The organism is Streptomyces sp. NPDC096013, from assembly GCF_044763565.1.
In the GTDB taxonomy this organism is placed as follows: Bacteria; Actinomycetota; Actinomycetes; order Streptomycetales; family Streptomycetaceae; genus Streptomyces.
In genome coordinates, this window is record NZ_JBIWGK010000032.1 from 1 (window position 1) to 17,780 (window position 17,780).

General features: G+C 69.7%; 20 protein-coding genes. 3 read left to right on the forward strand and 17 right to left on the reverse strand.

What is annotated here, in order from left to right:
• Nucleotides 1-79: 79 nt before the first annotated feature.
• The 9 genes from ACIRB1_RS46085 to ACIRB1_RS46125 all read right to left on the reverse strand — a co-directional run bounded on the left by ACIRB1_RS46085 (nt 80) and on the right by ACIRB1_RS46125 (nt 5,850).
• Complete coding sequence (locus ACIRB1_RS46085; protein WP_403469952.1) at nt 80-307, reverse strand: hypothetical protein; 228 nt, start codon at nt 305-307, stop codon at nt 80-82.
• A gap of 12 nt (nt 308-319) precedes the next feature.
• Nucleotides 320-1,129: a peptidoglycan-binding protein gene (locus tag ACIRB1_RS46090; RefSeq protein ID WP_403469953.1), complete on the reverse strand. Its 810-nt coding sequence runs from the start codon at nt 1,127-1,129 to the stop codon at nt 320-322.
• Nucleotides 1,130-1,232: 103 nt separating this feature from the next.
• Nucleotides 1,233-1,565: a hypothetical protein gene (locus ACIRB1_RS46095; RefSeq protein WP_403469954.1), complete on the reverse strand. Its 333-nt coding sequence runs from the start codon at nt 1,563-1,565 to the stop codon at nt 1,233-1,235.
• Between the two features lie 12 nt (nt 1,566-1,577).
• Nucleotides 1,578-2,216, reverse strand: a complete 639-nt coding sequence (locus ACIRB1_RS46100) for a hypothetical protein (RefSeq protein ID WP_403469955.1) — start codon at nt 2,214-2,216, stop codon at nt 1,578-1,580.
• A 95-nt stretch (nt 2,217-2,311) separates the two neighbouring features.
• A complete protein-coding gene (locus tag ACIRB1_RS46105; RefSeq protein ID WP_403469956.1) occupies nt 2,312-2,647 on the reverse strand; it encodes a hypothetical protein in 336 nt (111 codons plus the stop codon).
• A gap of 10 nt (nt 2,648-2,657) precedes the next feature.
• Complete coding sequence (locus ACIRB1_RS46110) at nt 2,658-3,491, reverse strand: hypothetical protein (RefSeq protein WP_403469958.1); 834 nt, start codon at nt 3,489-3,491, stop codon at nt 2,658-2,660.
• 64 nt (nt 3,492-3,555) lie between these two features.
• Nucleotides 3,556-4,278: a hypothetical protein gene (locus ACIRB1_RS46115; protein ID WP_403469959.1), complete on the reverse strand. Its 723-nt coding sequence runs from the start codon at nt 4,276-4,278 to the stop codon at nt 3,556-3,558.
• Nucleotides 4,279-4,339: 61 nt separating this feature from the next.
• Complete coding sequence (locus tag ACIRB1_RS46120) at nt 4,340-4,825, reverse strand: hypothetical protein (protein WP_403469960.1); 486 nt, start codon at nt 4,823-4,825, stop codon at nt 4,340-4,342.
• Nucleotides 4,825-5,850 carry a hypothetical protein gene (locus tag ACIRB1_RS46125; RefSeq protein ID WP_403469961.1) on the reverse strand — a complete coding sequence of 342 codons (1,026 nt, stop codon included), beginning with the start codon at nt 5,848-5,850 and terminating at the stop codon, nt 4,825-4,827. Before ACIRB1_RS46125 ends, ACIRB1_RS46120 begins: the two co-directional genes overlap by 1 nt.
• A gap of 240 nt (nt 5,851-6,090) precedes the next feature.
• On the opposite strand from ACIRB1_RS46125, the gene ACIRB1_RS46130 reads away from it, so the two are divergent.
• Together ACIRB1_RS46130 and ACIRB1_RS46135 are read left to right on the forward strand one after the other, a co-directional pair.
• Nucleotides 6,091-6,558, forward strand: a complete 468-nt coding sequence (locus ACIRB1_RS46130) for a DUF3515 domain-containing protein (RefSeq protein WP_403469962.1) — start codon at nt 6,091-6,093, stop codon at nt 6,556-6,558.
• Between the two features lie 804 nt (nt 6,559-7,362).
• Entirely contained in the window at nt 7,363-8,337 is a 975-nt protein-coding gene (locus ACIRB1_RS46135) for a ribosome-inactivating family protein (RefSeq protein ID WP_403469963.1), read from the forward strand.
• A 222-nt stretch (nt 8,338-8,559) separates the two neighbouring features.
• Here ACIRB1_RS46135 and ACIRB1_RS46140 read toward each other — a convergent pair whose 3' ends face one another.
• The 3 genes from ACIRB1_RS46140 to ACIRB1_RS46150 form a co-directional block, all read right to left on the reverse strand.
• Complete coding sequence (locus tag ACIRB1_RS46140; RefSeq protein WP_403469964.1) at nt 8,560-9,900, reverse strand: hypothetical protein; 1,341 nt, start codon at nt 9,898-9,900, stop codon at nt 8,560-8,562.
• 68 nt (nt 9,901-9,968) lie between these two features.
• Entirely contained in the window at nt 9,969-12,407 is a 2,439-nt protein-coding gene (locus ACIRB1_RS46145) for a hypothetical protein (protein WP_403469965.1), read from the reverse strand.
• A gap of 1,124 nt (nt 12,408-13,531) precedes the next feature.
• A complete protein-coding gene (locus ACIRB1_RS46150; RefSeq protein WP_403469966.1) occupies nt 13,532-14,071 on the reverse strand; it encodes a hypothetical protein in 540 nt (179 codons plus the stop codon).
• A gap of 290 nt (nt 14,072-14,361) precedes the next feature.
• Here ACIRB1_RS46150 and ACIRB1_RS46155 point away from each other — a divergent pair, with 290 nt between their 5' ends.
• Nucleotides 14,362-14,907, forward strand: a complete 546-nt coding sequence (locus tag ACIRB1_RS46155) for a hypothetical protein (RefSeq protein ID WP_403469967.1) — start codon at nt 14,362-14,364, stop codon at nt 14,905-14,907.
• A 59-nt stretch (nt 14,908-14,966) separates the two neighbouring features.
• Here ACIRB1_RS46155 and ACIRB1_RS46160 read toward each other — a convergent pair whose 3' ends face one another.
• The 5 genes from ACIRB1_RS46160 to ACIRB1_RS46180 are packed head-to-tail and all read right to left on the reverse strand — an operon-like array spanning nt 14,967 to nt 17,736.
• Complete coding sequence (locus ACIRB1_RS46160) at nt 14,967-15,347, reverse strand: hypothetical protein (protein WP_403469968.1); 381 nt, start codon at nt 15,345-15,347, stop codon at nt 14,967-14,969.
• Nucleotides 15,337-15,930: a hypothetical protein gene (locus tag ACIRB1_RS46165; protein WP_403469969.1), complete on the reverse strand. Its 594-nt coding sequence runs from the start codon at nt 15,928-15,930 to the stop codon at nt 15,337-15,339. The genes ACIRB1_RS46160 and ACIRB1_RS46165 overlap by 11 nt, the downstream gene beginning before the upstream one ends.
• A gap of 15 nt (nt 15,931-15,945) precedes the next feature.
• A complete protein-coding gene (locus ACIRB1_RS46170) occupies nt 15,946-16,755 on the reverse strand; it encodes a hypothetical protein (protein WP_403469970.1) in 810 nt (269 codons plus the stop codon).
• Nucleotide 16,756: 1 nt separating this feature from the next.
• On the reverse strand, nt 16,757-17,437 hold the full coding sequence (locus ACIRB1_RS46175; RefSeq protein WP_403469971.1) for a hypothetical protein: 681 nt from the start codon (nt 17,435-17,437) through the stop codon (nt 16,757-16,759).
• A gap of 26 nt (nt 17,438-17,463) precedes the next feature.
• Complete coding sequence (locus ACIRB1_RS46180; RefSeq protein WP_403469972.1) at nt 17,464-17,736, reverse strand: hypothetical protein; 273 nt, start codon at nt 17,734-17,736, stop codon at nt 17,464-17,466.
• Between the last annotated feature and the right edge of the window lie 44 nt (nt 17,737-17,780).

Sequence of the window (17,780 nt, forward strand, 5' to 3'; positions counted from 1 at the left end):
TCGACGTCCTGTGGGCGATGCTGCGTGACAAAAGGCTGTTCACCTCCGCCCCGCCCGTCACGCAAGCAGCTTGACACGATCATTGAGATTCCTCCGGGTCATCGGTGCGCAGCCAGCGCGGAAGGAGGGCCTGAACCTGCGCAAGGGCCATGACCCGGGCGAACCCCCCGGCAACCGCCAGGGCTGTGACAACCCACGGCCACGTCGTGGGGATGTCGGCCGCATCGGCGATCGCCGGGAGCGCGACGGCCAGGGCAACAGCCGTCTGCAAGACCGTGCGCAGCGCCCGCTTGGTGTCGGTGTTCACCGCTGCCCCCGCTCAGACGTTCGGCACGCGGAGCTCGTCCCACGTGCTCCGGCCGGGCGGCCACTTCGCCTCAGCGCCGCTGAACCCGCACTTGCGCTGCCATGCCTCGTAGGAGTCGACGTCGGCCTGCCCGAGCACAGGGCCGGGGCCGACCTTGTACCGGCCGCACCCCTCCGCGACGAGCCGCTCCCCCATGGCGGTGAAGATCGGCGACCGCTTGCCGAGCGCCGGCCGCGTCCCGTTCAGGAAGAACGCCGCGCCGGGGTACGGCTCGGTCGTCGGCTTGCCCGGCGCGGTGCCGGTGGCGCGGGCGACGATCCCGGGGAACACCACATCGTGGAACTGCTTCACGCGGGCATCCCCCGGGCACGCGTGGGCGTCGGGGTTCCACGCCGCGAACTGGCGGTGGTAGCCGAACCCGGGATCGTTTGGCGAGCGGCACACACGGAGCGGGATGTCGTGCTTCTGGTGCAGCCAGACACCGAGCCGGATCAGCGTCTCGACCTGCTGGGCCGTCCACGGGTCCGACGCCTTCAGGTTGGACGCCGATTCCAGGGAAACAGCGCCGGTACCGTCAGCCCGCCGGTTCGCCGCCGCGTTCGCGTCCGCTCGGGTCTGCGTGCCGATGTACTGGCCGAGCGAGCCGTCGTAGCCGAGGCCGAAATGGCTCTCCAGGTTGGTCGTGCGCCAGTACTCGTAGGTCCGCTCGGGCGTCCACGGGGCGACGATGCTGTGCACGATGAACTGCGTCGGCCGGATCGCCGGCTGGTCATCCGACTCCGGCTGGAGCTCCATCTTCTTGGCGAACGGGCACCAGGCCACCGTCAGTTCCCCCTTGCGGTCAGAAGTCCATGAATGTGCGCGGCCAGCGCCGGGTTCGGTGCGGAGGCGGACGGGAGCGTGGGGACGGCCGCGGCCTGCGGGCTCATGAGCCTTCCTCCAGTGACGCCGGGCCGGTGTAGCCGGACATGCGCCGCGCTGTCGCGTCGGGCGCGCCGAGCGCGATGAGCGCCGTGTAGTCGTCCCGGGCCTGCTGCGCTTCGGCAGCGGCCTGCTCGGCGCGGTGGGTGGCAGTGTGGGCCGTCAGCTCGTCGAGCCGCGCCTGGTACTCCTGCTGCGTCACCAGGCGTCCGGGCCGGGACAGCAGCGGTGCCTCCTCGTCGGTGGTCTCGATCAGGCCGGCCGAGCCGTCGTCGTAGACAACCCAGTACGTGGAGGTCGTCTCTGCGCCGACAGCGCCGTAGGCAGGCGTCAGCATGGGCAGGGCTCCTTAGAGGCTGATCAGCAGGGCCCGGATGAACACCAGGATCCTGTGGAAGGTGGCGCCGTTGGTGCCGCGGCCCACGCCGACGTCGACCGTGAGCGTCGTGGATGCGCCGGGCGCCAGCAGGCCCGGGTTCGGCAGCACCTTCGTGCTCTGCGTGTGCACGTCGGCATCCGTGGTCGTGCCACGGTTGCGGTAGTAGTACATCTCGTCGCCGAGGTAGCCGGACGCTGCGCCGCCGCCTGGGGGGAGGTCGAAGTAGACGTCGACTTCCCGCTCGACGACGACCAGCGCGGGCCGGCAGGGGTCCGGATTGGTGATCGTCCGGGAGAACCTGTCGGCGAGCTGGTCGGCCGCGGCGGGCACGATGATGTCCGGATAGTCCCGCGTTTCGCTGTACGACGTCATGGAGGACTGGCCCCGCGGCTCGCCGCGGAGGATCCCGTCGTCCCCGCAGACGATCACGCCGCCGCTCGTGTCCGGGTCACACGCGTAGGGCCAGGCGCCGACTGCCACGGCGAGCGGGGAGGCGTCAGTGCCGTCACCGCTCAGGCCGCATCCGGTGACCGGGGGCTTGGCGCTGATGACGTACGGGCCCGTTGTACTGCCGTTGCCGTCGACCTGCACGCCGCTGCCGGCGGTCACCGTGCAGGCACACCGGCGGCTGCATCCGCATCCGGACAAGGCCACTCCCAAATGGAGAGATCTCGCCCGGCCCACAACCAGCAGCTACCCGGAGTCTAGCTTTCGCCCACGACAGGCAGGTGGATGTGCGGGCCGGTGTATCCGGACAGACGGCGTGCGGTCTCCTCCGTCAGCCCGAGGAGGGTGAGCGCGGTGAAGTCTCCGTGCGCCCGTCGCTGCTCGGCGGCCTCCAGGTCGGCGACGGCCTTCGCCGCCTGCTCCTCCAGGGCGGCGACCTTCGCCTGGTACACCTCCTCGGTCACCATCGTGCCGGGGCGTGGCAGCTCCGGCACGGCCCCGGCTGTGACCTCGATCCGGCCGGCCGTGCCGTCCTCGTAGATGACGTAGGAGACGACCGATGTCTCCTCGGCCGGGGGAAACACTTCGAGCATGATCTTGACCTCACAGGCTGATCATCAGGCAGCGGATGATGGCGTTGATCCCCGTGTAGACGGCGTTGCCGGAGCCGCGCCCGACCGTCGCGTCGAAGCTGACCGTCAGGGTGGCGCCCGCGGGGACGGTGCCGCCCGCGAGCACCTTCGTGGCCTGCGCGTGCGCGCTGCTGATGGTGCCCGTTCCGCTGTTGCGGGTGTAGTACATCTCGTCACCGTCGAAGCCCGTCGCCGCTCCGGCACCGGCGGGCAGAGTCACGAAGACGTCCACCTCACGCTCCACGACCACGAACGCCGGGCGGCAGGTGTCGGGATTGGTGACCGTGGTGGCAAACGTGTCCGCGCGGTGGATGGCACTGGCGGGCACCGGCCGGTTGTTGTAGGTGCGGCTCTCCACGTACCGGGTCATGGAGACCTTGCCGCGCGGCTCCGAGCGCAGCACGCCGTCGCTGTCGCAGGCGACGACGCCGCCGAAGTCGTCCACGCTGCACGCATACGGCCACTCCCCCGTGCTGGCGGTGACCGGTGCGCTCGCGGAGCCGTCCCCGGTGATGCCGCACCCGGCACTGACCGTGGCCGCTCCGGTGGGCACGAACAGGCCGCCGTCCGGCCCCACGGCGATGTTGTTGCCGCTCCGGTCGGACAGGTGCGCCGCCACGACGCCGGTCGATGAGTCGTAGCTGATGCCGTCCCCGGCCACGATGCACGGACGGACGTCCTCACAGCCGATCTCGGCTGAGACCACATAGGGGTTGAGGGTGCTGCCCGCGCCCGTCACCTCGGCGTTCTCGCCCGCGATGACGACGCAGTTGCAGCCGTCACCGCCACACTGACACCTGGCCAAGTCACCCCGCCCTTCGGTGTTCTTGGCCCGGCCCACAACCAGCGGCTGAGCGTCAGTGTACGGATCAGCTGTACAACTCCACGATCACAACACCGCTGCCGCCCACAGATCCCTGGACGGACCCGCCGTAGGACAGGCCGCCGCCGGCGCCACCGCCGTAGCCGCGCGCCGGGCTACCGCCGCCCTCACTCGCCCGCGGGTAGCCGCCGTGCCCGAGGAAACTCTCACCGCCAGCTCCGGACAGGCCGTTGGTGCCGTTGAGACGGATCGCACCGCCGCCTGCGCCGCCGCCCTGCACGAACTGGCCGCGCCCGGCGAGCGGAGCCGGAACACCCGAGGAAGCATCCGCCGCCGTGCCGGACGTCTGGAACGCGCCGCCGCCGTCCCCGCCGCTCGCCTGCACGAACCCGCCGAAGCTGCTGGAGCCGCCCGTGCCGCCGCCCTGCGTCGTCGTCCCTGCCGCACCGCCCGCGCCGACCACGATCGTCTCCACCGCACCCAGGGAGGAGACTGAGATCAGCGACTCCGAGTAGCCGCCTCCGGCGCCCCCCGGCCGCACGATGCACGGATTGGCCGCCGCGTTCGCACCGGCCGAACCCCCGCCGCCGCCCTGCACCTTCACCCGCACGCGGGCCAGCCACGGATAGTCGGCCTTCTTGAACTGGTGGGTTCCCGCGTCGTTGAAGAGCACGACCTGACGCAGTCCCATCGAGCCGCGTTTGAGGGAGAGTTCACCGGTGTCCTCATCCACCGTGAAGTAGTTGCCGTCCACGCAGGCACGCGCCATGAGAGGCCCCTCCCGGGGTATCGCACATGCCCGGCCCACAACCAGCGGCTCCCAGCAGAGGTTAGCTGGCCGGTTGGCCGCTCGCGGTGAGGTGCACCTGCACCCCGGCACCTGCCGGTATCGCCGGCAGCAGGCCCAGGCCCAGGAGCGGCTGCGTCCGCCACACGCGGACCGTCGCGCTCGAGGAAGTGACCTCCTCCAGGGTCACTATCACCGTGTGGTCGTCCTGCGGGTGAGGGTCCACGGGCAGGGCACTGATCACCGGCGGTGCCGCGAACGGGACGCCGTACGTCCACAAGGCGCGGCCGTCCTCTTCGGTGGTGAGGACGGCGCCGACCGGGGGCGCCCCGGGCGGGCCCTGCTCGCCGCGCTCCCCCGGCGCCCCGGGCGGCCCGGGCTCTCCCTGCGGGCCCTGCTCGCCGCGCTCGCCCTGCTGCCCGCGCCTGCCGGGCTTCCTCGACAGCGTCCGCGACTGGCGGTCCAGGTCACGCAGGACACCACCCATCGGGTCCAGGGTGCGCCGCGCCGCAGATCCTCGTACCGCCATCAGTTCTCCAGTTCGCTGCTCAGGGGCGCGAGCGTGACCTGCACGCTCTCACCGTCGCCGTCCTCGGACACCTTCAGGCCGCCGATCTTCAGCCGCTGCCGCAGCGGCCGGCACGTCACCTGAGTCGCCACATCAACACACCAACCCGGGACGAGTCGGGCCACGTCGACGGCGGCCTCTGGGGAGAGGGTCACCTCGTCGGAGCTGAGGAACACCGGCACCGGGAAGGCGGCGGCGCGCTTGGACCGTGCTGCCGATTCCGCGGAGGCGCCCGTCGTCACCGAGGTCTCCTCCGCGCTGCGCTCCAGCAGTCCGTAATAGGCGTCCGTACCGCCCGAGACGCCCTTGACGTCGCTGTCCTCGTCGCCGTGCACGATGTAGCGCGTGGCGAGCGCGGCGCCGTCCTCGGCGACGATCAGGCCCTCGGGGAAGTCCACGTCGGTGAGGGTGCCGACGCTCGCGTCCCAGTTCTCCGGCATGAGGACGATCGTGGAGCCGATGGCGGTGAAGTCCAGGCCGGTGTCCGCGAGGTCGCGCAGGTGGTCGCCGGTCTGACCGATGTCCTCGGTGTACTGCCGGCCGCCCTCCACACCGGACTCGCCGAGGATGTCCACGGTGTGGCCCGGGTCGTCCGGTGCGAACGCGTCCTCGATCAGCCAGTTCGCGATGTCGGTGAGGTCGGAGCCGTCGAACACGATCGACTGATGGGGCACGCGCCGGTCAAGCCACACCAGGATGTCCGACGCCCACAGCTCCACCTTGCCGAAGGACCACTCGGCCTGAATGATTGGTCCCTCCCACACGGTGACACCCTCCCGGGCGAGAACCAGCTTGTGTCTCCACGTGCGCACCGTGCCGAGCTGGGCGCAGCAGTCCCCGTCCGGGGTGATCACGACGTGCGCCGTGCTCACGTCGTCCAGGACTCTCGTCCACTCGACGGACACCAACGTGTCCGCCGATGTCACCACCGCCCCGCCACGGTCCACGATGTAGGCGGAGTGGACGCCGCACCCTGCTGAAGACAACGGGCCCCCTGTGGGAGAAGGAGGCCCGGCCCAGAACCAGCGGCGCCTGTCCAGGCTAAAGGCTGAGACGTCAGACACCTCGACCAACTGCTCGGGCGCCTCGCTCGTTGCGCTTCGCAGCCTGTCACCTGATCAGGAACCAGTTCGAAGAAGCTCAATGGCCCTGGGAGGCAGGTGCGGACAACGTTTCCTTTGGCGGCCCGTCGGTTACAGCCGACCAAGCGTTCCTACAATAGCCTTGTGATTTTCCGACGCGAAACGCTACTGGCCTCGCTGATTGCCGCGACAAGTCTGTTTACGATGTCAGCATGCGACCACTCGCCATCCGTCGCTGTTCCCACTCCCGATTCCAAAGCTGCGGGATACTGCGCGAAATTACACCAAAAACTGCCCGCGAAGCTGGACGGAATCTCCCGTCGAGACCCCAAGCCATCGTCCAAAATGACAGCTGAATGGGGAAAACTCGTCGTCCTGCGATGTGGAGTGGACCGCCCGGCAGAGGATTTGGACGGTAACGCTGACGGTGGAGACATCGGCGGTGTTTCGTGGTCGTATGCATCACTTTCCGATGGCAGTTCCCGCATGACGACGACATTGCGGAAAGTGTATGTTGAGGTAACTCTCCGCGGGAAATATGCTCGCGATGCTGGCGTTTTGACGGACTTGGCGCCTGCCATTAAGCATACGATTCCAGTAGGGATTGCCTGATCGGAAGCGGGAAAGCTAAAATCGGTGCGCGATCGAGGGAAAGAGGTTGTCCCGTACCCGGTGTGACGGCTGGTCGTCCAACGAAGCAACCGCCGATCGAAAGCTCGCAACGGTTGACCGATCGCTGCTACCGAGAGTCACGGTCCCGCAGGGCGCTGACGCCGTTGGCATCGGCGGAATGTTGACCGGTATGAGCCTGGCGGCGTGCACCACGAAGCCCCGGGACCGTGTGGATAATGCCTTCCGTGACTTCAGACATAGCCCGCCCAAGATGGTGGTCCGCGTTGCGAGGTTTCTTGATCTTCTTCGTGGCTGGCGGACTTGGCGACCTCGCCTTCAGGGTGATGATGCATCGCCCGGTTGGCGGGATGGCGTGGGGCTGGCTGCTGTTCGGGGCGATCGTGTGCGCGACGCTCTGCGCACTGTCCCCGGGGCGACGGCGCCGCTGAGTTCCTCGCAAGCGAGCGAAGGCGTCAGGCCCCTCCGGGGAGAGGGCGCATGGGCAGACAATTCCGGCATCGTGCCCCGCAGGCCGTTGCCAGCCGACGGGCACGTCACCGGGCCTGCGCGCATCAAGAACCAGGCTGAGGGCGTCCTTACGGTGCCGCGATCGGCCGTCGGCCGGACCATCACAGCGCTGTGGAAACCGCAGCTCGGAGGCCGTCTCCCCGGTGTCGGGAAGGCGGCCTCCGGGATTGTCCGGAGTGATTCAAGGGGCTCGCCTGACAACTTCCCGGCCCTGACGATCGAGCAGGGATCCGGAATTCCGGAGCCCGTCCCTCTCTCACGTAACGGAGTCCTCCCATGGCCTCTCGCCTGTTGCAGCGCGTGGGCACGTCCCTCGCCGTCCCCGCTCTCGTGGTCGGCGCGTTCGCGCTGGCCGACCCTTCGCATGCGCACTCGACGTCCTCGAAGGTGTCCAGCACTCTCAACCTGAGCCCTAAGGCCACCGAACTCTCGGCCTCGACCTGGTACCTCGCCCACTGGGACGTCGACGCCAGCGGCGAGGGCTACGCACACACGGTCAACCAACTGCGGAACATCATCGACGCGCACGGCGGTCACCGGCAGAACGTCCAGCGGGGCAGCCGGAACCTCGCCGTCGACGTCACCCCGGGCGCCAACGCGGACCACGCGTACATCGACCTCACCGTGACGACAGCCGGTGCGACCGTCCACCTGATCCTCAGAGTCAGCGACATGTACGTCGTCGGGTGGCACTTCTATGCGCCCCAGTACGGCAACATATACATCCCGCTCAGCCGCGACCACCCCGAGGACATACCCGCCGCCGTCCTGAGCCCCACGCAGAACGGGTTCGGGCAGTACGGCGACATGAACGGCCACGAGAACTACAACGACCTCGCCAGATCGGCCAACACATCGCTGGAGGACCTCAGCCTGAGCCACCAGAACCTCCGGCAGGCCATCTTCGACCTGCGGCAGAACCCGCAGAGCCAGTCGGCGAACTACATGAGGACCAAGTCGGTCGGCATCCTCCGCCTGATCATGGCCATCTCCGAGGGCACCCGCTTCCGCCCGATCGCCGCCGACCTCGGCCATCAGCTCACCACCGGCGGCCAGACCCACATGGCCCGCTACATCGAGCTGATCCGCAACTGGCGCGACATCAGCCGCGTCTTCACCAACCCCGGCGGCGCCCTCAACTGGGTCCACACGGCCGGCTGGGGCGACATCCGCGACCGCTCCGCCGCTGCCGCCGTCCTGATGGTCGCGCTCGCCGCCCGACCCGTTTCCAACATCAAGGACGAACTGTGAGGCCCACGGCCCGCCGCCGTCGCCACCCTCTCCCTTCGCACCGGGCTCGCCCCTCACCTCAGCGCCCACCGCAGGCGCCGTGAGCGGCATCAACCTCGCCCGGGTCATCGACAGCCCACTCGCGGCCCCGTCCTCCCCGCACCCGCCGCAGCGGGTCTCGGGGAGGACGGGGCCTGCTCGTCAGCCAGCCAAAACGATCGGACGGTTAGATGCCCGCCGCGGTCAGTAGCCGCGGCCGGTGACCCCGATCGTCAGGCGCGCGTCGTCGGCCGGCGGCAGGATCGCATCGGTTTCCAGGCAGACGCAGAGGCTGGCGCAGTCGATCGTGGGCCATGTGGGCGGGGCGCCGCCTGCTCCCCACACGCTCGTGCTCGTCTCGCAGTTGCCGCCGCATTCCACGGTGGCACGGCCGATCTGTCCGTCCAGGACGAGCGTCCCCCCGGCGGGCACGAAGCTGACTTCGAACACGGCCAGCGGGTCGCAGCGCTTGCGATCCGCGATCTCCGCGCACGACAAACCCCCGTCCTGCTCCGCCCGCTCGTAGAAGGAGACCGTCAGCCGCCGCAGGTCCTTATTCCCGGCGAAGACCGAGATCACAGGCATGTCTGTGCCCCACGCCGGACGGTTGGACAGGTCCAGTTCGTAGCATTCCCGGTTGGTGGCCATCGCCTCGCAGAAGCAGGAGGACGGCACGCCCGGCTGCGGGGGCGCCGGCGGAGTGCAGAACGGGTCCGCGCACGCGGCGGCCACGTCCGGGCAACCGGCGAGCCGGCACGGCCCGTCAGCGCACTCACCCGAAGCACCCTGGCCGGTGTGCAGGCACCACGTGATGCACTCCGTGTTGTCGTCGGCCGGCAAGTGGACGTCCAGCAGCGGAATCTCGTCCGTCCACGCCCACGGGGTGGCGGCCACGAGCACGAACTCCACGGTGATGATGTCGGATCCGGCGGAACACTGCCCGGTGCTGCATGAGCCGTCGCCGTGGCGGGCGGTGACGGTCGGCCCGTCCACGAGGGCCACCCTCCGGTAGGTGCGGCGGTGCTGCCGGGTGAAGTCGGCCGCCGTCTCCTCCTGGCCGGGACAGCAGTTGAACATGCTCACGCAGTCCCCGCCGCACGCGCTGCCGGTGCAGCCCTGCAACGCCTCGGCAAGCCAGTGCAGTCCGTACTCCACCGCGCAGCACGTGGCACCGAGGAGGATGCCGGTCACGGTGATCGTGCGCGGCTGCACCCGGGCCGGGCCGAGCGCGCCCCCGCCGGCGACCGCGTTCGTCACCGCCCGCTGCACCGGGTAGTCGTCGATCCCCTCGAAGGACAGCGGCAGGAACCCGGCGAAGTCCGCGCTCTCGGGGACGTCCGGGTCATACCAGGGCGCGGGGCTGTCCGCATCGTCCGGTGTCGTGTAGGGCAGTTGGTCGAAGACCTCGTTCGTCAGGGTGTCGCAGCCGCAGATGGCCGACCCGGAGTCCAGCGGAGAGCCGACCGACTCCAGATAGGCCCGCAGGCGGGCAGTGTTGATCACTTCCACGCCACCGACCGCGAGGTAATCCGTGAGCACCTGCATACCCCCGTGAGGACAGCGCCCGGCCCACAACCAGCGGCGGCCATCAGCTTACGGCCGCCCCCGCCAGCTCACATGCCGTACGTCAGCGCCATGCGGTGCATGACGCGGGCCGCGGTCGCCTCGGCGTCGCCGACCTCCGCGAGGTGGAACACCGGCGCGATGGTCACCCCGCCGCCGCTGCTGGACGCCGGGGAACCGTCACCGCCAAGCAGCTCTGTCAGACCGGACTGTGCGGCGAGCTGCCGGGCCCGCTTCGGCTTCGTCAGCGGGATGATCACCTCGGGGCCGGCCTCGCCCACCAGGGCGTGGGTCGGACCGAACACCAACCCGCCGTCCGCGAACGGCAGGTACTTGCGGACCGCGCTCGGCAGGCCGCTCTTGATGCTGGACATGATCCGGGAACCAATGGAGCCCAGCGCGCCCGCGATCCTCCCCGGCAGTCCGCTGAACAGGCCGACGATCCCGGAGATCAGCGAGGAGACGGCGCTGCGCGCGCTGCCCGCTGCGGAGGAGAAGACACCGGCGAGGCGGGAGCCGAGCCCGGACAGGGCAGAGGTGATCCGGTCCGGCAGCCCGGCGAAGAAGGAGCTGACCGAGGAGCCGAAGGAGCGGGCCGCGCCGAGCGCACTGGATCCGGCCGAGCGGAACAGCGCCGCCAGTCGGCCGGGCAGCGCGGTGAGGACGCCCAGGATGCGGCCCGGCAGCTGCGCGAAGAAGGAGGCCGCGGAGGAGATGAACGAGGAGATCGCGGCGCGCGAGGAGGTGAACGCGGAGCTGAACGCGGACAAGAGCAGCGAGCCGAGCGCGGACAGCGCAGCCCAGATACGGCCGGGCAGTGCGGTGAAGAGGAACACAATCGCGGCGATCTCTGTCAGCAGCGCGATCCCGACGGCGGCGGCGGCCTGCACGAACAGGGTGACGAGGAGGCCGGGCAGCGCCGCCAGACCCGACATGATCATGCCGGGCAGAGCGGTGAAGAACCCGACGACGGCCTGAAAGCCGCCGGTCAGCGCGGTCGTCACGGTGGTGACGAGCGTCGAGAAGAACGTCGAGATCATCGAGCCGAGCGCGGTGATCCCCGACACGATCAGCGACGGCAGATCCGTGATGAACGTGACAACGGCCGTGACCGCGGTGATCAAACCGGTCAGGACACTGACGACGTTCTCGATGACCGGCACGACGACGCTGATCGCGACCCACGCCTCGAACCCTGCCTCCAGCTGGAGGACCGGCGCGAGGAGGTTCACCACCGTCACCAGCAGCGGCGCCAGGGCGGCGATGAGGTTCGCGATCGGCGGCAGGATCGGCAGCAGGGCCTGCAACATCGCTGAGAAGGCATCGACCAGCTGCGGCAGGACGGGCAGCAGAGCGTCCGTGAACGCGGACACCAGCGGGACCAGGGCGACCGAGACCTGAGCGAGGACGGCGGCGACCTGCGCCAGGACGGGAGCAAGGACCTGGAACATCTGCGCGACCGCCTGCCCGACCCCGGCCACGAGCGGGGTCAGCGCGGTGACCAGGGTGACGAACGCCTGCGACAGCGGCGGCAGCACGGGCATGAGCGCATCCACGAGCGCCGAGATGATCGGCGTGAACAACGTCGCTAAGTTCTCCAGGACAGGGGCGAGGGCCTGGGCCAGGACGGCGACGAGCTGCCCGGCGAGCGGCAGCAGCGGGGCCAGGCCCTCCAGGACGGAAGCGATCGCCGCACCGACGGGCCCCAGGCTCGGGCCGATGGCGGCGAGCCCGTCGGCAAGCGCGGACGCGACGGTCTGAAGGCTGGGCGCGATGGCGGCCAGGGCAGGGCCGAGCGCGTTGATCACACCTGTGATCGCGGGGCCCAGGGTCGCGAAGACCGGTGCGAGCGCGGGCGCGATCTGTCCGAGCTGGGTGACGAGCGCCGACAGGATCGGCCCGAGCTGCGCGGCGATCGTCGAGATCGTCGCGAAGACGTTGCCGACCGCCGACTGCCCCGACGCGGTCTTCAGGAACGCGGCAACCTGCCCGGTGATGTTCTGGAGGTTGGCGAGGAACCCGCCGCCGGCACCGGAGGCGGATGAGAAGACGCTCGCCAGGATCGATCCGACGTTCTGGGCGATCCCGCCGAGCTGCTGGAACACCGTGAGCGCGTCGTTGATCCATTTCAGCCCGTCGCCCGCGCTGGTGGCCCGCTCCAAGAATGCGGCCAGCTTGTTGACCACGCCGCCGATCACGTTTCCGAGGCCGCTGAAGGAGGGCAGCGTCGACGACGTGAACCTGGCGATGGCGGTCAGCAGCCGGTCGATGTTCTCGGACCTAATCCCCGCGATCTGGGTCCTGAGCGTTGTGAACACGCCGCTGACGAGCTGCACCGATGCCGACGACTTCACGAACCCCAGCACCGCCGCGGCGAGACGGCCGAACTCGCCGGACACCGCCGTCATCCCGGTCTTGAGCGGCCCCTTCAGTGCGTCCGCAGCCGCCGCTATCTGGCCCTTCAGCGGCTCGAAGAACGCGCCCTGCACGCTCGCCTTCAGCGCATCGAACGCAGGCTTGAGGCCCCGCACTTCCTTCGCGGCTGCCTGAGCCGCCGGAGACAAGCCCGCCAGGGCGGTCTCGAACTGCTTCGCGTCGCCGGTCAGCGCCGTCGAGAAGGCCTCGCCCACACCGTCCAAGGCGAGCTTCAGCGTGCCGATGGCCGCCTGGACGCCGAGGAACGCCGCCGGGGCCCGGGGCCGCAGCCGCGATCCCCACCGCCGGGGCGAGCGCGGCCGTCAGCGTGATGACACCTTGCGCGGCGCCCGCCGCGGCGATCCCGAGCGCCCCGAACCGCAGCGCCGAGGTGAGCGTCGTACCGAGACGCCCGGCCACCCCGGACAGCCCGGCCAGGGCCCGCGTGAACCGGTTGTTGTCGACGTCGACGTTCGCGTTGACCGTGACGTCCGGCGGGCGGTGCGCGCGGATCCGGGCGTCGAAGCCGTCCAGGTCCGGGATGACCCGGATTGCGATCTCTTCCCCGGCGAGCAGAGCACGGAGGCGCTCCATGAACCCGGTCAGGTCGGGGGCGACCGGGACGTTGATCGAGTCGAGGGAGCGCAGCCCGTTGAGGAGGCGCGCGTCGAACCGCCGCAGGTCCGGGTCCACCCGGACGGTGACCGCAGCGGCGTCCAGGCCGCGCTGAATGTTGCGGCGGATCTGCGCGCCGAGATCGCGAGTTGCGCGATTGAGAGCGCGCTGAATGCGGATGCCGAGGTCACGCGCGTCGGCGACGGCTCCGCTGTCGTCCAGATCAATCCGGATGACTGCGCGGCCGTAGTCCTCGTCCTCGCCGGCCACCGGGCAACCCCGCTTTCGCGTGTGGTTGCCCGGCCCAGAACCAGCGGCTACAGCAGGCGCCTACGGGCCCGCGTGATCTTCAGACTATCCGCCTACCTGCGGCCCTGCGTCCGCGCTTCCTCCGCCGCGGCCTGCGCCATCAGCGCACGCGCCGCACTCGGGTCGATGCGGGCTGCACTGCGCGGCCGCCCACCTCCACCTGGTCGACGGGCACCCTTCGGCGGGGCATACAGCTGGGCCCTGTTCCGCTGCCGGGCGGCATCGTCCTCAGCTGCCATGTCCATGCACGCCTCAGCGGCGTTCAGGAGCCGTCTCAGCGGCCAGGTGTGCGGGTCGACGCCCTGGAGGGCGAGACTCCCGTCCCACGCCTCCCAGCCTGCCGCGATGGAGTCGAGGAGGCGGAAGACGACGTAGTAGGGCGGTTACCACCGCCCCCATACAGCTCGACCACCCATTCCAGGAGCTCGACGATCACGCGGGTCGGCAGGCGGAGCCCGTCGACCACGCGGGCGCCCTCGTGCTCGGCCGCGAACTCCTCGGCCTCGTCGAGGTCGTGGAACGTCTGAAGCGTCTCCCCGTCCTTGACGACGTTCAGCTGCAGGAAGAGGTCCGCCGACTCCTCCAGCATCTGGCGGGCGAGGAACAGGCGCAGCGCACGGGCGGTACGGCGGACGTCCTTCGGGTCGGCGTCGGTGAGGTTGCCGAGGTCGACACCCTTCGCCTTCTGTGCATCGCGCAGCTCGGCGTAGGCGTCCATAAACTCGTCGCCCATGACCTCGGGTTGGAACTCCAGCTCGGTCCCGCCGATGTCGGCGACGTGCGGCTGAGTGTTGAGGGCAAAGGATCTACGCACAGGTCTTCCCTGTCTCCCGCTCCTCGCCCGGCCCAAAACCAGCGACGCACCACAGAGAGTAGCCGCACACCTGGGCTGGTCAGGTAGGTCTCGTGGTCGGAGACATCGCACACCGCGCCCCGCGCGGTCGCTTCGGCCATCAAACACCCTTCGACGACACTCGAAACGTTGGTGCCCTCCATTCGGCGACACCTAAGTTGAGGCGTCCTGCAATCCACCGCCGAGCAGCATTCCTTGGCACGCACCATGAGGGGGTACCAGTGCAAAGTAGATTGTCAAAGATCAGGGCGATGTTCGCGGTTGCCGTGGCCACCCTGGCGCTGACCTTCAGCGCCGGCGTCGCATCAGCCGGTACTGAAGGCGCCACCAGTCCCTACGCCTCCCAGGCCAAGCAGGCGGGACTCACCGCCTCTCAGACTTCGGCACTCCAGAACGAAGTGGACCGGTACCTCGCCCAGACAGGCGGAAAGCAAGTGGCCGCCAACGTGATCGACCTGGGCGGCAAGAACCTCATGTTCGTGGCTCTCCCTGGCGAAGCTCACCCCCGCGACATGACCAAGGGGGCGCTGGCAGACCCCTGCGGCTCGACTATCGCCTACGGATACTTCTGCGCCTTCAGCGGCATCAACTTCACGGGCACGTCGATCCCCATGTACAGCTGCGCCCGCTACAGGATCCCGTGGACGGCTGACGGGTCGTGGATCAACAACCAAACCACAGGCACCGTTGCCAACTTCCTGGACGACAGTGGCGTCTCGCGCTGGCACGACGCAGGTGCCTTCAGCTGGGACGACGACGCGCCCTGGTACTGGGTCCACTGGGTGAAGAACTGCTGAGTGGCGTCAACGGCGCTGCGAAGAGGGGCGCGGCTGCACATCGGCATCGTCCCTCTTTCTCAGCGCCCCAGGCGCAGGGCCCTCGCCAAGAAGTTGTTGGGGCGTGTGCCGGGATGTCTGGCGTAGGCGGAGTACACCACCTGCCCGTCGACCACGAACCGGAGCACGCCGTTGCGGCGTCGCGGCCTGATCAGGTGCGGCCGGGTGCCGTCCAGCACGTAGCGGACGGCGGGGTGGTCGCACACGATGACGCCTTCCAGGCCGCGCGGCCCTTCCTGCACCTTCCAGCTCACATACCGGCCCATGGACCCGGGCGCTTCTGCCTCGGCGATCCTGGCGACGCGCTCGGTGCGCTGGCTGATGCGCCGGTGGGCGATGCTGCCCCGGGCGCGCAGGAGTCGGGCGAGCCGGCCGGGCTCGATCCGTACCTCAACACTCACAGTCGACCTCCGGGCACTTGCAGCCGGGCAGCGCGATCGTGACGCGCTGCTCGACGCCGACGCAGCCGCCTTGCGGGCCGAGGGTCTGCTGACGGCCGAGGATGTACGGCCGGCCGCGCCGCGGCCCTCGCCCGCCGGTAGCAGCGAGGCAGCAGGTGATCGCGTTGAAGACGGCAACGGCATCGATGTGGGTGATGCGGGCCGCCGCTTCGAGGTCCTCGCACGACGGCGGGCAACCGTCCTCGGTCGGCCCCGGGGCGCACCGCAGCACCGTGACGACGAGTTCAACGGCCGTCGACAGCGGCGGCGTGCAGCCGCGTACGTTCTGCGGCGTCGTGTCCTCGGCGGGGAAGTTCGTCGAGCCGTACATGCGGGACAAGTTGACCGTGAGCTGGCCGCCGACGTCGCCGGTGCACGGGTCGGCGCACTCGTCCCACGCGGGCAGGCCGGGCACGAGGCAGCGCCGGCAGGTCGGACACCCGGGATAGTCCTCCACCTGCGTGGCCATGTCGTCGAGGGTGGCGCACACGCAGGCCAGGAGGTCTGAGGCGGCCTCATGGATCGCGAGCGGAAGGAGCGGCACGGTGGTGGTCCTCTTCTACGGCCAGATCTGGAGACGCGGGCGCTTGAAGTCCGGGTTGTAGACGCGGCTGGGCGAGGTCTGCCGGTAGGGGTTGACGGCCGTCAGCCACATGTCGACCGCGGGGAGGCCGGTCCGCAGCTCCGAGTAGATGACCGTCGGGTCGGCGAACTCCAGGTCGACGCCCTGCCGGGACAGCCGGCTGAGGTTCTTGTTCGTGGCGACCTTGCAGCCGCAGCCGCCCGAGCAGTCCTTGACGAGGTGGCAGACCAGCGCGCTGAACGCGGCGATCGCCGCCTCGTCGAGGGGCAGGCCGATCCGGTAGGTGACGCAGAAGGTGTTCGGGGCTCCGCACGATGCGGCCATGTCCTGGCAGTCGGGCCAGCACCCGCCGTCCGTACGGACCAGGAGGCCGGAGGCGTCGACCCGGTACGCGCCGGTCGGCAGGGTCTCACCGTCGACCTCGACGGCCAGGATGTCGTGCACCGGGCCTTCGAGCCGTACTTCGCACAGTTCGCCGCACGAGCAGTCGGACTGGCATCCGCAGACGCTGGCGTTGCGCCAGGCCCCGTCGCGGCCGAGGTAGGGAATCCACGGCCCGGCCGTGCCCCCGCGCACAGTGAGCGGTTGGGCGTCCAGGCAGCGCTTGCGGCACGGCCGCACCGTGTACGGGCAGGACGGGCCCACGCGGCGGCCGGACAGCGCCCACAGGATGAACGTGGCGACGGCACGCTGCCGGTCGATGGTCTCCTGCGGGACGCTTTCCGGGAGTTGGCAGCAGTCTGGTTCGAACGGCCATGGCTCGCACGGCCCGATGCGCAGCGGCATGTCACCGCCTCCCGCGCTTCTCGTACGGACTCGGCTCCGGGAACGCGCCACGGATGAACCGGCCGACCGCCCCGTTGTGGAAGCTGTCCGGCATCGTCGACAGGAACGGGGACGCGGCCTCGAACTGGGGGCCGCGGCGGGCGACCTTGACGTCCCGCATCGGCGTGCCGGTGACGCCGATGATCACCCCGTACACGGTCCGCTTGTGGACGTCGTGGCCCTGCCCGACCTCCAGCGCGCGCAGCATGCCCTCCTTGTGGACGGGCAGCGGCACATGCAGCTCGAACGAGATCGGGTCCTCGTGGCCGAGGCCGACGAGGAAGGCATGCGTCTCCCTCATCGCGGCCACGTACGCGCTGGAGCGCGTCCCATACTGCGCGAACACCTCCCGCACCGGGCCGCGGTGGAGCACCGGGAACGGGGCGGGCTGCGGGGCCATGACGAAGAAGTCGTCGTTGGCCCACAGGAACGGGTCCGAGACGTCCGGGTGTTCACAGGCGGCGCGCATCGCCGTGGTGGTGTTGACGTAGGCGGGCAGCCCCCGTTGGTGGGTGGGGACGTGGCGGGCGCCGGCCGCCCACCAGGGCCGGTAGCCCACGATCCACACGTGCCGGTGCGGAAGATGGGCCGCCCACGAGCGCAGCGCGTACCGCAGCTGCTCGTTGTGGGACCCCTCCCGCACCGGAACGACAATGTCCGGCAGCTCCATTACGAGGCGAGGGACATCGAGTCGCAGGTCACCGGCGTGTAGTCACACGACGGCACCGGAGGAGCGACCGTCGTCAGGAAGGTCCTGCGGTGACACGAGGCGTCCAGCGGCGTCAGCATCGGGCCCGGGGTGCCGGCCGAGTCGATCGGCTGCACGTCGTACGGGCCCACACCCCACGATCTGCCCGCGCGGGTGGAGCCAGTGATCTGGAGAGTGACCGCCTCCGACCCGATCTCCAGATCACCGATGATCCCGTTGGTGACCCACGGCATCAACCAGTACAGCCACTGCCCTTCGGCGCCGTCCGCACACTCCT